The organism is Silvibacterium bohemicum (genome assembly GCF_001006305.1).
Classification (GTDB): Bacteria; Acidobacteriota; Terriglobia; order Terriglobales; family Acidobacteriaceae; genus Silvibacterium; species Silvibacterium bohemicum.
On record NZ_LBHJ01000020.1, the window covers coordinates 387948 to 402669 of the forward strand.

Annotated in this window: 11 protein-coding genes; 6 read left to right on the top strand and 5 right to left on the bottom strand. The window is 57.4% G+C overall.

Annotated features, from left to right (window positions below):
• Positions 1–83 precede the first annotated feature (83 nt).
• A complete protein-coding gene (locus XX99_RS24755) occupies positions 84–3047 on the top strand; it encodes a sensor histidine kinase (RefSeq protein ID WP_050062089.1) in 2964 nt (987 codons plus the stop codon).
• Positions 3044–3673, top strand: a complete 630-nt coding sequence (locus XX99_RS24760; RefSeq protein WP_050062090.1) for a response regulator — start codon at positions 3044–3046, stop codon at positions 3671–3673. Before XX99_RS24755 ends, XX99_RS24760 begins: the two co-directional genes overlap by 4 nt.
• A 17-nt stretch (positions 3674–3690) precedes the next feature.
• Here XX99_RS24760 and XX99_RS24765 read toward each other — a convergent pair whose 3' ends face one another.
• The 4 genes from XX99_RS24765 to XX99_RS24780 form a co-directional block, all read right to left on the bottom strand.
• The gene (locus XX99_RS24765) at positions 3691–5724 is read right to left on the bottom strand and encodes a hypothetical protein (RefSeq protein WP_050062091.1); all 2034 of its coding nucleotides are present in this window, start codon (positions 5722–5724) and stop codon (positions 3691–3693) included.
• A gap of 256 nt (positions 5725–5980) precedes the next feature.
• Positions 5981–6883, bottom strand: a complete 903-nt coding sequence (locus tag XX99_RS24770; RefSeq protein ID WP_050062092.1) for a hydroxypyruvate isomerase family protein — start codon at positions 6881–6883, stop codon at positions 5981–5983.
• Positions 6884–6931: 48 nt separating this feature from the next.
• The gene (locus tag XX99_RS24775; RefSeq protein WP_050062093.1) at positions 6932–7828 is read right to left on the bottom strand and encodes a sugar phosphate isomerase/epimerase family protein; all 897 of its coding nucleotides are present in this window, start codon (positions 7826–7828) and stop codon (positions 6932–6934) included.
• A gap of 62 nt (positions 7829–7890) precedes the next feature.
• Entirely contained in the window at positions 7891–8385 is a 495-nt protein-coding gene (locus XX99_RS24780; protein WP_156186206.1) for a hypothetical protein, read from the bottom strand.
• 255 nt (positions 8386–8640) lie between these two features.
• Here XX99_RS24780 and XX99_RS24785 point away from each other — a divergent pair, with 255 nt between their 5' ends.
• Positions 8641–9579, top strand: coding sequence for a VOC family protein (locus tag XX99_RS24785; RefSeq protein ID WP_050062095.1), 939 nt, complete (start codon positions 8641–8643; stop codon positions 9577–9579).
• 45 nt (positions 9580–9624) lie between these two features.
• On the opposite strand, the gene mgrA is transcribed toward XX99_RS24785, so the two are convergent.
• Positions 9625–10608 (bottom strand): L-glyceraldehyde 3-phosphate reductase, encoded by a 984-nt coding sequence (gene mgrA, locus XX99_RS24790; RefSeq protein ID WP_050062096.1) that lies wholly within the window; start codon positions 10606–10608, stop codon positions 9625–9627.
• A 259-nt stretch (positions 10609–10867) separates the two neighbouring features.
• Here mgrA and XX99_RS24795 point away from each other — a divergent pair, with 259 nt between their 5' ends.
• The 3 genes from XX99_RS24795 (at position 10868) to XX99_RS27535 (ending at position 14336) form a co-directional block, all read left to right on the top strand.
• Positions 10868–13387: a glycoside hydrolase family 2 TIM barrel-domain containing protein gene (locus XX99_RS24795; RefSeq protein ID WP_050062097.1), complete on the top strand. Its 2520-nt coding sequence runs from the start codon at positions 10868–10870 to the stop codon at positions 13385–13387.
• Between the two features lie 399 nt (positions 13388–13786).
• On the top strand, positions 13787–14086 hold the full coding sequence (locus XX99_RS24800; RefSeq protein ID WP_050062098.1) for a hypothetical protein: 300 nt from the start codon (positions 13787–13789) through the stop codon (positions 14084–14086).
• A gap of 43 nt (positions 14087–14129) precedes the next feature.
• The gene (locus XX99_RS27535) at positions 14130–14336 is read left to right on the top strand and encodes a DUF3309 domain-containing protein (protein WP_311732209.1); all 207 of its coding nucleotides are present in this window, start codon (positions 14130–14132) and stop codon (positions 14334–14336) included.
• The last annotated feature ends 386 nt before the right edge of the window (positions 14337–14722 follow it).

Consider the following 14722-nt stretch of genomic DNA (forward strand, 5'->3'; position numbering starts at 1 on the left):
GCCGCCCTGTTTTCCCGCCGATTCCGAGCTGCGCCTCCAAGTGATAGACTCCATCTGAAGCGGCTATGAGTTGCATGAGAAGTATGCGTCGGTCGCTCAAGTATCCCGCCGGAACGATTCTGCTGTCACTGCTGCTGTGTTGCGCCGCCTCAGCAGCATTCACAGACGATCCCACCCGTCTTCAATACACGCAGCATGTCTGGCACGTTCAGGATGGCCTTCCCGAAGAGCCCGTCCAGGCTATCGAACAAACGCCAGATGGCTATCTCTGGATCGGAACTACCGGCGGCCTTGTTCGCTTCGACGGTTCCCTCTTCCTCACCTACAGCCGAAGCAACACCCCCTCGATGACCGAGAACAGCATCTTCTGCCTTCACACCGGCCGCGACGGCAGTCTCTGGTTGGGCACGGAAGGCGGCGGTCTGTTGCGCTATAAGAACGGGGTCTTTCGCGCCTACCGCGCCGCGCAAGGTCTCTCCGAAAGCTTTGTGCGCAGCGTTGCGGAAGACGAGCAGGGCCAGCTATGGGTAGGCACCGACAGCGGCCTCTTCAGGATCATCCACGACCGGGCCGAGCGCGTCGACACATCGCAGGTTGCTCCTTCGCTCGCCATCCACTCTGTCTACGAGGACCGGGAGCATCGCATCTGGGCTGGCGGATCGCGTCTGCTGATGTTTGAAGGCGGACGCATCCACGAGTTCAAACTAAGTGGCGATTACAGCCAGAACCGCGTAAAAACCATCCTGCAGACCAGCGACGGCACTGTCTGGGTCGGCACCGTGAGCGGGTTGCAGCGCCTGAATGGAGGCAGCTTCGAGCCAGTGCAAGGAATCACCGGGACGGTACGCTCGCTGCGCCAGACCGGCGATGGCACCCTATGGATCGGCACCATCGGCCACGGTCTTTTCACTTATCGCGATGGGAGACTGCAGCAGGTAAGTGGAAACGGATTGCTGCCGAGCAAAACAGTTCTCAGCATCGACGAGGACAATACCCATCAGCTATGGGTCGGAACGCAGGACGGTCTGGTGCGGCTTAGCAGAACTCCGGTCAGCGTAGTGCCGCTTCCCGGTGGATCGGATTCCGATTTCGAGACCATCTCCTACGACAACGAGGGCACGGTATGGGCTGTCTCCTCGCGTGTGTACGCCATCCGGCAGGAGCACGCCGTGCCGTATACCTTTGCAGCCATCGCCGGCATTCCGGTACGCAATGTCTTTCGTGATCGCCAGGGAACGCTCTGGATCGGCACAGACGGCAGTGGCGCTTACCATCTCACCCCGCAAGGTCCCATGCACTACTCGTCCCCGGCCACTCTGGCCAACAACTTCGTGCGTGGCTTCATGGAAAGCCGCGACGGTGCGATATGGATCGCCACCGATGAAGGGGTCACCCGCGTTGCAGGCGGCCGCGTAAACAACTTCCGCGTCGGCGATGGCCTGGTCTACTTCAGCACACGCGCGCTCCTCGAGGATCAGTCTGGAAATATCTGGATCGGCACTGACCAGGGCCTGAGCTGCTGGAATAACGGCCGTTTCCTGCACAACGAGGTGACACAGGCGCTCGCGCAGGAAAAGATATGGTCCATGCTGCAAGACAAAGAGGGAGTCATCTGGTTCGGCACCCGAGACCACGGCCTCTTCCGCTACCGCTCCGGCCGGCTCACTCAGTTCACGACGCTGGATGGCCTGGCTAGCAACAGCATTTATCAGATACTCGAAGACCGTTTCCGCCAGCTCTGGATCAGCAGCCCAAATTCCATCTCGTCCATTCCTCTAGCTTCATTTGACGCCGATTCTCAGGGAACTGCCGCGCAACTCGCGGTGACCACCTACGACATGCCCTACGATGCCGGCGGAGTGCAAATGTACGGCGGCCGGCAGCCTTCCGGCTGCATAGGAAAGGACGGCAGTCTTTGGTTCCCCAGCAATAAGGGCGCGCTTCACATCTATCCTGAGCCGGCGGCTCGATTCACTCCGCCCCAACTCCTGCTCTCTGGAATCGCCGTCGATGGCCGGCAAATTACGGCCGCGGATTTTCATTCGCTCTCGGCGGACGCCGCACGTCTTGAGATCGCCTTCGCTCCTCTCTCGCTCCGCTCCCAGGAAGACACGCGCTTTCGTTATCGTCTTGAGCCCTTCGACCGCACCTGGACGTATGCCGGCGTCAACCAGGTGGCGGCTTACACCAACCTGCCTCCGGGCAATTACCGCTTTCGAGTCGTAGCTTTTCCGCTGAATAATCCCACCGCTATCTCGGAAGTAGATTTAAACTTCCGCAAGCCGCCTCACTTCTACGCCAGCTGGTGGTTTCTCACGCTCTGCGTGATGCTGGCAGGGCTCATTGGCTTCGCTGGCTACCATTGGCGCATGCGCTCTCTCCGGCTGCGCTTCCGCGCCGTGCTCGAGGAGCGCAGCCGGCTCGCGCGTGAAATGCACGACACGGTTATCCAGGGCTGCACCAGCGTCTCTGCGCTGCTTGAAGCCATCTCCAGCCTGGAGCGCGAGAACTCGGAATTGAACAGCGAGTTGCTGCAATACGCTCGCACGCAGGTGCGCACCACCATCGACGAAGCGCGGCAGGCGGTCTGGAATCTTCGTGGGAGAGATGAGCCGCAGCAGGATATCTCACAGGCGCTCGCCATCATCGTCGAGCAGACATCCAAGGAATTTGCAGTGCCGATTCACTGCAGCCACGATGGCGTATCTTTTCCTGTGCCCCACTCCGTAGCCCATGAAATTCTCATGGTGATCCGAGAGGCGCTCTACAACGCGGTTCTGCACGGCAAGCCGTCGGAAGTCTGGGTCGATCTCGTCTATGGGCGGGAAGATTTCCGCGCAATGATTCGGGACAATGGAGAGGGGTTCGTATTGAACGGCGCTCCTGCCGACGGGAAGCCTCACTATGGCATGGCTGGCATGCGCGAGCGCATCGAACAGTTGAATGGCAAAATCGAGTGGACGAGCATCCGCGGCGAAGGAACTACCGTCCGTTTTCGCATCCGCCGCTCTGCGCTGTTTCCCCACAACGAAAGTATCGAGATATGAGCGAAGCAGGAAAAACCAGAGTCCTTATCGTCGACGATCATCCCATCATGCGCTACGGCGTGGCAGCGATCATTCAAGCGCGCACCGATATGAGCGTCGTGGCACAGACCGGAACCGCTGCTGGCGCGGTGGAACTTTTTCGCGAGCATACTCCCGACATCACCCTGATGGACCTTCGCCTTCCCGACATGAGCGGAGTGGAAGCGATTCGCGAGATCCGCCGCTTTGCGCCGCAGGCCAGAATCATCGTGCTCACCACCTATGAGGGAGATGAGGATATCCATCAGGCGCTGGCCGCCGGAGCGCGCGGATACCTCATCAAGGGAATGCCCCACGAGGCGCTGATCGATGCCATCCGCAAAGTGCAGGCTGGTGGCCGCTTCCTCCCTGCCCCGGTGACGCGTGCGCTCGCGTCGCGTTTACCTGATGGAGAGCTGAGCTCAAGAGAGCGCGAAGTTCTAAATCTGCTCGTGCGTGGAAAGAGCAACCGCGAGATCGCCGAGGCGCTTTCCATAAAAGAAGCGACGGTCAAGTCGCACGTCAGCGTCATTCTGATGCGACTCAACGTAACCGATCGCACTCAGGCCGTGATCACGGCTCTCCAACGCGGGCTTGCTCATCTGTAGAGGGCAAACAGGTTTTCTCATCGCGACACGGTGACTTCATACCATGAGGTCACTGTGTCACCCAGTGAAAGCGACCAGCCACCATTCGCGAACGCCGCGGAAATCTTTTCCCCGACCGGTTGTCCAGCTCCATCGAGCGCTTGAAGAGAGATAGCTTTCGCCCCCTGTATCTGCCGGAGCGTGATCGTTCCCGTTACAGGCTCGATCAGCGTAGGAAATCCGCCCCACTCGGTCACATCGGTTCCCGCCGTATTCCAGCGTTCGCCGCTATTTCGCACCGTGCCGCCGGCCACCAGCAGCATGCGCGATGATTCACCAATGGCACGGCCGTCGAGTGAGCTGAGTTGGATGGTGCAGAAGCTGTTCTCCGGCACGGCGGCAAGATTGCTGAGCTGCTTGTTGTAGGCTCGGGCAAACCCGATCAGCGCCTGGGTGCGTGGAGTATCGATCGTCACCAGACCTTCCTGAGGATGCGACGTATACCAGGCAAGCTGCCCCGTATCGGAAACGATCGCATCGGTAACTGCTGCTGCGTCAAACGCCTTCGTAGGGCCGCCCTGCAGCGACGAGACACGAACCTCATGCTGCAGCGGTAACGTTAGAGGAAAACCTGGCGTGAAGAAAGGCCGCTCTGTGGCCTCCGGCAACAGCATGCTGTCGAATGCCTGTTCGCGGCTGTAGGATCGCTCCACCGTTGTGTGCGCCTTCGCAACGTCGCCACGCAAGAACAGCAATGCTCCTGCCGCCAGCTCCGGCATCTTTACTGGATCTGAAGAAATATCAAACGGGTCGCCAACGTACGGCTTCCACGCTGCATCGGCCTTTGGCTCGAAGGTGTACCACATGATGCCGTCCCAATCCTGAAGCAGACCGTAGGCTGCAAGAATTGGAATGCCCTCGCTGTCGTAATCGTTGGGAAATGGATTGTTGACCTCGCTCACCGTGTACGGCTTCCCTGCGATGGCCGAACGCGAAAGATCGACAACCGTAGAATGCAGCGGGTCGTTGACCATCGGAGACTTCCGCACATACGACTCAGGATGTTCCCAGTAGTCGTGTCCATCGATCAGATCCGCCGATGACGCAGCCAGCAGAATCGGATAACCACTGTTCGCATGGCTATGATCCGCCGTCGCGATCACCAGCGACTTCGACCTCAAATCCTCTTTAAGATATTTTTCCATCTCATCGAAGTAATTGCGCTGCACGTCGTTATAGAACTCTGCCTCTGCATGAAAGCGCTCAGGCGGAGACGCAGCGGCCTTACCTTTAGTGGCAATCAAAGTGACCGGTTTATCTGATTCAATACCTGCAATCCTGCGAAGCTGAGAAATCTCATCCGGAGTTCGATGCCTCGCCAGCCAGTCGTTATACATTCCCGTCAGCTCAATCAGATAAAACGGCGAAGGAGCGCGGTATCCCACGTTCAGCGCATTTTCGTTATTGATCTCGATCAGAGCAACCGCTGGATCGTCCGTGTACTTTCGCTTCGTGTAGGGATTCAGGTGATCCAGCAGTTGCTGCGCATACTCTTTCTGCAGCTCAATCATGCGCCGGTCGAAGATCGATGTGCCTTTAGCGCCTTCGCGCAACATCCCAGCGTCCTGCACGTCATCGGCACTCTGAAAAGGCCTTCCCACCAGCAGATTGAAGTCTACATAAATCCCGCGCTTTTCCAGCTCCGCAATGAACAAGTCCTCGCGATCTACCTGTTCGGGATCGAGCGCACGCGTATCCGGCCTTTGATTATCGATCAGACCGCGGGGCTCCTTCAGGTCAAGGAACTGGAAGCGAACGCAATTCACGCCAAAGCGCGCTAGGGTCGCTGCCCAGAATGCCGCATCTTCCTTGCTTGGAATCTGACGGGAGCCGGGACTCCAGTCCGTGATGTTGACTCCCCAGAATCGGATACGCTGTCCGCCTTCTGTCGCCAGGTGGCCGTCTTTCACCCGCACGAAGCCATGCTTGCCCGCCGGCGCATCGAGCAGGGACGAAACATCTGCCGGAGAGGCGGCCAGAGCCGCGCGTCGATGATCAAGCGTGAACGGCATGAGTCTCTCAGGCGTCTGGGCAAAAACTGCGGAGCGCATTCCGCACAATGCAAGTGCTGCAAAAAAGAATAGCCGGCACATCTGCCGATACTCGCTGACAACTAAACCGGTGCTCCGGCGCTTAAGTTTTCCTGAAATCATCCCTGCCCCTCGCGGGGAATGTATGCGATCGAGCATATGGCGCGAATCCGACAAAAGTCGGATCAGACAACTTCACATTCTGAGGGGCGAAGCAGCGGCGCAAAGGGCCCAGCAGCTACGCGGAGCCCAGTGCTTGCTGCGCAGCTTCGCGCGACTTCCTCAGTGACTCCACCGGATCGCTTGTCGGGTAATATTCCATCGCGATAAACCGTCTGTAATGCAGGGCAGCCAGCTTGCGATAGATGTTCGTGTAGTTCACCTCGCCCGTGCCCGGTTCATGACGGCCCGGCACGTCGGCAATATGCACCAACCCGATCCAGTCGATGTTGTTCTCCAGCTTCTCGATCAGGTTCCCGTAGGCGCGCTGCTCATGATAGAAGTCGTAGAGCACCTTCACATTATCTCGATTGATCTCGCGCACGATTCCGAAGCCTTCGCTCACCGTTGAAAGAAAAATGGTGGGATTCTCGAGCGGATCGATCGGCTCAATCACAATCTCGATTTTGTGTTTGGCTGCGAGATCTGCGGCCCGCTGTAGATTATCGATCGATGTCTGCCGCTGTATCTTCGGATCGACGCCCAGCACGCGTTTTCCCGAGAGCAAGATGATCTGCGGACATTGCAGCTCCACCGCGTAGTTCACCTGCTCCTCCATCTGCTTCAGAAAATCGCCCGACTCCTCCGGCACTGCGAAGCCGGCCTTCACGCCGCTCATCGAATCGAAAATCAGTCCCAGCGATTGCATGCGCGCCATGATGCGCTGGGTTTCCTGCTTCGACCACTTTTGAAACTCGCCCACCAGCTCGATCCCCTGGTAGCCGGAGGAGGAAACGATCTCGACGCAGCGATCAAAGGGAGCCTGCTTTTCCAGCGCCCACAGCATGAATGAAAATCGCACACCGCTCGCATTCAGGCCTGCATTCTGGTTCGGAGAAGCGACAGGAAGCGCGCCAGCGCGTGACATGGCAGATCCAAGAAGTGATCCCAGCGCAAGCTGGCTGAAGCTACGACGATTCATGAAACCTCGCATACAAAAGAAATAAGCGGCGCACTGCAAACGCAGATCCTATGCAAAGGGAGGAAGCGCGCGCAGGTAGTCATAGTCCACCTTCGCTGCATCGATCGCTTGCATGTCTGGAAACGGCGGCTCCTGCTCTACATAGTAGGAGAGGATGCCAATCTTGATCGCCGCTGCCAGGATCGGCCGGTAATCGATATATCCACGGCCCAGCTCCGTTCCCTGAGGCCGCTGATCTTTCGCGAGCGATGTGCTCACTTTGCTCCCCCGAACGAAATCTTTAATGTGAAGCATCTTGATTCGCTTCGGATACCTGCGAAAATAATCCGGAGGATTGAAACCTGCCGCCACCATCCATCCACAATCGACTTCGAAGTCCACCAGCGCCGGGTCGGTCTCTGCCAGCAAAACGTCATAGCCGATCTTGCCGCCGTCGAGCTTTCGGAATTCCATGTTGTGATTGTGATAGGCATACTGCAGTCCAGCCTGCTTCGCTGTTTTTCCGATCTCGTTGAGCCGGGCCGCCATGTTTTTGTAGTCCTCGACTGCCGGCTGCGTGGATGCGCTTGGCGGAAGCATCGCCGAACACACAGCAAAATGTGCGCCTACCGCATTGGCATCGGCAAACGCTGGGCCCAGATCGGATGTGTTCATCTGCAGGTGCGCGCTATGGCATACCAAACCGGCCGCATCGAGCTGTTTGCGAAACTCTGCGCCGGTCAGGCCCGCAAACCCGGCAGTCTCTACTTCTCGGTATCCAATCTCACGAATCTTTTTCAGAGCGCCCGGCACATCTTGCTTGAGCTCGTCTCCAACCGTGTAAAGCTGAATACCGACAGGCTGTCTGCCAGCCTTGGCCAAAGCGCTGCGAGAGAACGTTGAGGTTAGCAAAGCGGCAGCGGCTGAGCTGTTGCGAAGAAAGCTGCGTCTGGAGAGGAGCGGCATCCTGAGTTTTCCTTTCGAACCGTAATGTACCTTAGCTTGGCTGACAACACAGAATAGGCGTCTTACAGATCGTCTTTCAAACGCGCAAGTCCTGACTTTGAAACCTGCACATCGTCATCCGACTTTCCCCCGCTGAAAGCCGCAATCACATAGCCTGTCTTGCTGCGCGCAATCACGCCGCCCGTCCAGTCGAACTCTCCCGTCATCGGAGGGCGCGCATGGCTGCCGCTGTCGCGCAGCGTGTCCGCCATCTCGGAAGCCTTCGCATACGCGATCGCCAGCAGGTTCGATCCCGGATTGCCCGTAGTTGGCAGGTCTTTCATGCGCCCCACGACCACCATTTTCGACTCCCACGACTGAATGCTGTCGCCCTGAAAATAGGCCACCACTGCGACTCCGCCGATATTCAGATCTTTCGCGCGCTGCTGCATCGCGGCCAACGCCGAATCGGCGACGTCGCCAAAATGGCTATGGCTCGATGGCGCCTGGGCCGGCACCGACGCCGGCGCAATTGCAAGAAAGAGCGCCACAGTAATGATGGAAAAAAGACGTTTCATCGGAACCAACCTTGTCGTGATCGGGCTTGCATCGGCAACTCAGAGCGGCGGCGCGTCGGAAAACAAAGCGCAGATGACTATAGACGAGAGAACGCAGAATGCGAATCCGACGAAGGTCGGAATAAGATGTCTCTTGCGACTTTTGTCGGATTCGTAATGTGCAGACGCTCAAGTATCGTGGTCTCGCGTTCGCAGAGCAGAATATCTGGTTTCCTTTATATTTCGACTCTCTCGTGAAAGGACAAAAACGCATCGATGAGCGCCCGAAAGCAAGCTCTCCTTCTTCTCCTCTGTGCTCTTGTCGAACTTGGTCCCGCGTCGGCACAGAGCGGTCCATCCCGCCCTGCAATCACAGGAATTTCTCACGTTACCTTCTATGCTGATGATCTGCAAAAGTCGGAGGCCTTTTACACCAATGTCCTCGGCTGGGAGCAACAGCCCGCCGCTGATCGTTCCACAGGAGTGCGCTTTTTTGCCAATCACCAGCAATTCATCGAGTTGGTCCCTGCTCCGCGGCCGGCAATGCTGAATCGCCTGCAAAGCTTTGGCCTGAATACTAGCGATGCCGAGAGACTGCGCCGCTACCTCGGGGCTCACGGCGTCGCCGTGCCCGCCGCGGTTACCGTCGCTCCGGATGGAAGCCGCTACTTCGTTACTCACGACCCCGAAGGCAACGAAGTTGAGTTTGTCCAATTGAGCAAACACGCGGTGCCCGCTCCTGCGAATCTGTCGAAGCGGCTCAGCACCCATATCATTCATGCCGGCTTCGTCGCACATAACCGCGCGGGCCTCGATCACTTCTACAAGGACTTGCTGGGATGCCACCTCTACTGGGAAGGCGCGGCACAAGCCGGTCACACCGACTGGGTCATGATGCAGGTGCCGGATGGCACGGACTGGATCGAGTACATGCTCTATCTTCCGACCACGCCTTCACGCGGGCAGTTGGCCAGCGCCAATCACTTCTCGCCAGGTGTGGTCAGCATCGCAGAGCTGAACAAGCGTCTTTTGTCTCAGGGATGGAAACCAAGCGCACAGGAACGCCCACCGCTGCTGGGGCTCGATGGCAAGTGGCAGCTTGACCTCTTCGATCCGGATGGCACACGCGTCGAGTTCATGGAGTTCGAGCCGGTGAAAACGCCTTGCTGCTCGAGCTTCACCGGACCGCTCCCTGGACCATATCCGGGCTGGTGATCGAAGCAGTTCACATTGCTTCGAAATAGCAGTGCGATGTCCTGATCACTGTAAGATTGCATCGATAAGCTGCAGTTCTTCCGCTGTAAAGTGGCGATTGTCGAGCGCTCTAACGTTCTCTTCGATTTGTTCCAGACGGCTTGCTCCGATAAGCACGCTCGCGATACACCTCTGCCGCGTCACCCACACCAGCGCCATTTGCGCCAGGCTCTGGGAGCGCTCTCGCGCAATCTCCTTGAGAGCGCGTATCTGTTCGAGCCTGCGTTCATTCAAATCGGCAGGCTTGAGAAACCTGCCCACTGCTGCTCGCGAATCGGAAGGAATGCCGTCAAGGTAGCGCTCCGAGAGCATTCCCTGTGCCAGCGGCGAAAACGCAATTCCGCCAATCCCCTGTTGCTCTAGGGTCCCGAACAGGCCCTCTTCTGGCGCCCGCTGGAACAGCGAATACCGCATCTGATGAATCAGGCATGGCGTCTTCAGCTCGCACAGCACTGCGGCAGCCCGTGCCGTTTGCTCCGCGTTATAGTTCGAGATGCCCACATACAGGGCCTTGCCCGCGCGAACGGCATGCGCAAGTGCGGCCACGGTCTCCTCGACAGGCGTATTGGGGTCGGGCCGGTGCGAATAGAAGATATCGACATACTCCAGCCCCATGCGCTGCAGACTCTCATCCAGGCTGCTCAACAGATATTTGCGCGAGCCCCAGTTGCCGTAAGGCCCCGGCCACATGTCATAGCCGGCCTTCGTCGAAAGAACCAGCTCCTTTCGGTAAGGACGAAAATCCTGCCGATATAGCAGTCCGAAAGTTTCCTCTGCGGCCCCATAGGGCGGCCCATAGTTGTTCGCCAGATCGAAGTGTGTAATTCCAAGATCGAAGGCTCGCCGCAGCATCGCACGTCCCGTCTCCAGAGAAGTGGTCGCGCCAAAGTTGTGCCACAACCCCAGAGAGATGGCAGGCAGCACCAGCCCGCTTCGTCCGCAGCGAACGAACGTTGCCTCTTCATATCTGCGATCGCTGCCGATGTACAAGGCTCCCTCGCTGCAGGCCAGTCTAAATGAAATCGTCTTTGTGCTTGATGAGCGAACACCCATCCTGTAAAAAAGCGTCTACTCGACTTTCGGCGGATACATGGCAGAATAGATTCGCGTAGTGTGACCATTGCTGCGATCCATGATGAAATCTGCGGCGCACGCCGTTGCGCCATCTGCTCTCTCGATGAACCACTAAATACGTTTTGTGGCTAGGGATGTTTCATCCCAGTTGGCCGCAACGAGGTATAGAAGGACAATGTCTCTCTCACGACGAGAATTTCTGGAAACAGGCGCGCGCTCCGGAACAGCGCTCGCGCTCAGCGGACTAATGAAGCCATTTGCTGCATACGGACAGCAGGCACAAGCGAACTCCGCATCGCCTGCCGGCCATTGGCCACTCTCTCCCGAAACCCGAATCGTGCAAAGCTTCGATCGCGATTGGCGATTTACTCGGATTGACAGCGCAGCCAAATCCATTGCTTCTACCGCCAAGGACATGTCGCCTCTTAACGATGCCAGCTGGGAGCAGGTCAACCTTCCTCACAGCGTGCGCCTCGAGCCGTTGAACGCCAGCGGAGGCCGCAACTACCAGGGGCTGTGCTGGTACCAGAAACGCTTCGCAGCCCCGACGCTGTGGCGAGGCCGCACGCTGCATCTCGTCTTTCAAGGCGCCATGTCCGTCGCCGATGTCTGGCTCAATGGCAAGCATCTGACCACGCACTATGGCGGCTATATTCCCTTCGTTATCGACATAACGACACACGCCGACTACGGCGACGAAGAAACGAATGTCCTCACTGTTCTGCTCAACAACGAAGACAATGCCGACGTCCCACCGGGCAAGCCGCAGGACCAGCTTGATTTCGTCTATTTCGGCGGCCTTTATCGCAGCGTACAGCTTGAAGTTCTCGGTGACCTCCACATCAGCCATCCCATTCTTGCGAACAAAGCTGCGGGCGGAGGCATCTTTGTCACCTATCCTGCGATCAATACCAATGAAGCCGTAGTTCAGGTGCAAACCGATGTCGCCAATGCTTCTTCATCATCGCGGCGCGCCACCGTCCGTCATGAACTGTTAGCTTCCGACGGCAGCATCGCGGCAAAATCAGAGAAGAATGTACAGATAGGCGCTGCGTCCTCGCAGCAGCTCACGCAGACATTGAAAGTCCTTCAGCCGGAGCTCTGGCATCCGTACCATCCTCACCTGTACACATTGCACACGATCATCCTGGAAGAGAACAAGCCCATAGACGACCTGTACACCCGCATCGGCATCCGAAAATTCCACATGGATCGTGAACAAGGCCTGTTCATCAATGGAGAGAAGTTTTTCTCGCAGGGCGCAAATCGCCACCAGGACCATCCTTATGTTGGCTACGCGCTGCCGGCATCAGCGCACTATCGCGACGCCATCAAATTGCGCGACGCTGGATTCACCTCTTACCGCTGTCACTATCCGCAGCATCCCGCCTTCATGGATGCTTGCGATGAGTTAGGGATCCTCGGCATCGTCTCTAACCCCGGTTGGCAATATGTCGCGGACACTGAAACGTTCCGCAGCCGTGTCTATCAAGATGCCCGCGAGATGATCCGCCGCGATCGCAATCACGCATGTGTTCTGCTTTGGGAGGCGCAGCTCAATGAAACCGATAATGAGTCTGTCGCAGCGGAGCTCTATCGCATCGTTCACGAAGAATACCCGGGTCCGGATTGCTACGCTGCCGGCGATCGCGTCATGAAATCTATCCAGGGCTTTCCCGGATGGGACGTCGAATACTCGCGCAATGATGGCACAAAACCCTTATGGGTTCGCGAATGGGGCGATCAGGTCGACAACTGGACCGATCAGCAAGGCAGCGTACGCATTGCCCGCGAATGGGGTGAAACCCCTATGCTGGTGCAGGCCGCACGACATCTGCAGGCTCTCAACGAAATGTATGCGAAGCTCGAAGCCCCCCTGCCGCCGAACACCGCGCGCGCTGCGGGAGCCGATCTCTGGGCCGGCATCGACTACTATCGCGGATATCATCACCAGCCGTTTTACGGCTCGCCGCTCGATCTCTTTCGCTTGCCAAAGTTTGACTATTATTTTTTCCAAAGCCAGCGTCCGGTTGACGCGAAGACCTCGAAGTTCGGCAGCGGCCCGATGATCTTCGTTGCCAGCTTTGCCACGTTCCAATCACCCACCACGGTAACTGTCTTCAGCAATTGCGACGAAGTTCGTCTCACGCAGAACGGCAAAGTCATCGCCACGCAGAAGCCCGACGAGGGCTACCAATTGCCGCATCCCCCATTCACTTTCCGTCTCGAACAATTCAGCGAGCTGCACTCCATGCTCTTTGCTACCGGCGTCGCCAAACCGGGCACGCCCATCGGAAACGTAAAAGCAGAAGGACTGATGGGAGGAGCCGTCGTCGCCACCCATGAGCTGAATGCTCCCGGTGTGCAGACGCAGCTCAAGCTCGTCCTCGATGATTGCGGCCGCGGGCTCACCGCCGATGGGTCCGACTGGATACGCATCTACGCGCATGTGTGCGATGCGCGCGGCACCACATATCCCTATGGGGACGATGAAGTCGCCTTCGAAGTCAGCGGCGAAGGAACGCTGATCGGCGACGCCTCCATACTCGCCAACCCCATGCGGGCACAGGCTGGCATTGCAACCGCCCTGATACGCGCCACCATTCGCGCGGGTGAAATCAAAGTCCGCGCTTCGGCCTTCGGGTTGAAAAGCGATGAATACACCTTCTCTTCCCAGATATCAGAAAAACTGTAGAAGGTTCTGGCATTCCGGTGCAGCTTTCGATCAAGATACCTATCGCTGCGAGAGTTTGTGCACGATTCCTCCGAAGCGGCTTAATGCTGCTGAGAACTCCAAGCGAGAGACTCGCCTCCCAGCCGCGACATGGGCATGATTGCGTTCATCGCGTCGTCCTTCCATTGATATCGCTCATCGCCTACGTCGTTGCCCTCACGAGAAAATCTCTTCTAACTCGATAAGACAGTGGGTGACCGCGAATATTCCACCACTTATGGTAGAAAAGCGTGGAAATGGCGATGAACCCTTCCAATCACCTTCACCGGTCCGTCTTTTCCGAATCCGAAGCGGAGCAATGGGAATAATGATCGTTCCCCGCGTGTTTTAAGCCGCGTAACTCCGTGTGCAGGATACTTTATGACGAACCTAAAGACCGTTTCAGCTGAGGCCTGGGGCACCCACACTCAGCGCGGCAGCAAAGGCAAGAAGGTTTACCCCTCCCGATCCATATCAGCCCGCCGCGACAGCATGTTTCCCGCGGCCACGGTTCTCGTGAGCCTTCTGTTGGCGTTCGAGCTGCTCGGGCTATGTCTGTTGTGGCTAAAGACGAACGGAAGCCTCCCGCTCAATCTGCCTCAACTGCCGTGGCTAAGAACGAATGGAGACCCGCCACTCAATCTGCCTCATGCGCTACTTTTCTACCGGATTTACTGGTAGGCCATCGCCTGCATTCGGCAGTCTCCGATGTACCGATGAAAAATTGAAGAGCATCCTTGCGGGAGGTTCCTGTGCTACACTCCCCGGCATGCCTCTCATCCTCATTCTCATCGTTCTGATTCTGGTTTTCGGCGGCGGCGGTTATTACATGGGCCCCGGAGTCGGCTATTATGGCGGCGGCGGAATCGACCTCATCCTTATCGTCGTGCTACTTTTCCTGCTCCTCGGGCGTGGTCGACGCGGTCTTTAGTTCGATCGATGACGTTTCAGTACGTGCCCGATTCCCTGTGTTCCCGCGTCGACTTCTTCCATCGCTCGCCGATGAGGCCGGATCGACTCTTTCAGGCTTTGGATAGCCGCTAACTATTCATCGGCCGCCCAGAAAGACTTCCCCTTTACCTTCCGCCGAGATCAGATCACATTCATTCGGAAAAGCGGAGTCATCATCCCATGGTTGTCACCAAGTACCTTCGCCGAATGGAATCCGCCTGATTTCTCTGGCTTAGTCACCATTTCGGCGTTTTCATGAATCCGATGTGGATCGCGGACATCTACTCGTCGGAACATCCACTCAGTCCCCGCCGAGGTGTTGCTGTGAACGAATCTTCCGATTTTCGGACTGCGAGAATACCGCTC

Bases quoted from the DNA above. Each gene is read 5' to 3' on its own strand.
- XX99_RS24755 (WP_050062089.1), top strand. From the start codon at position 84: ATGCGTCGGTCGCTCAAGTATCCCGCCGGAACGATTCTGCTGTCACTG.
- XX99_RS24760 (WP_050062090.1), top strand. From the start codon at position 3,044: ATGAGCGAAGCAGGAAAAACCAGAGTCCTTATCGTCGACGATCATCCC.
- XX99_RS24765 (WP_050062091.1), bottom strand. From the start codon at position 5,724: ATGCCGTTCACGCTTGATCATCGACGCGCGGCTCTGGCCGCCTCTCCG.
- XX99_RS24770 (WP_050062092.1), bottom strand. From the start codon at position 6,883: ATGAATCGTCGTAGCTTCAGCCAGCTTGCGCTGGGATCACTTCTTGGA.
- XX99_RS24775 (WP_050062093.1), bottom strand. From the start codon at position 7,828: ATGCCGCTCCTCTCCAGACGCAGCTTTCTTCGCAACAGCTCAGCCGCT.
- XX99_RS24780 (WP_156186206.1), bottom strand. From the start codon at position 8,385: ATGAAACGTCTTTTTTCCATCATTACTGTGGCGCTCTTTCTTGCAATT.
- XX99_RS24785 (WP_050062095.1), top strand. From the start codon at position 8,641: ATGAGCGCCCGAAAGCAAGCTCTCCTTCTTCTCCTCTGTGCTCTTGTC.
- XX99_RS24795 (WP_050062097.1), top strand. From the start codon at position 10,868: ATGTCTCTCTCACGACGAGAATTTCTGGAAACAGGCGCGCGCTCCGGA.
- XX99_RS24800 (WP_050062098.1), top strand. From the start codon at position 13,787: ATGACGAACCTAAAGACCGTTTCAGCTGAGGCCTGGGGCACCCACACT.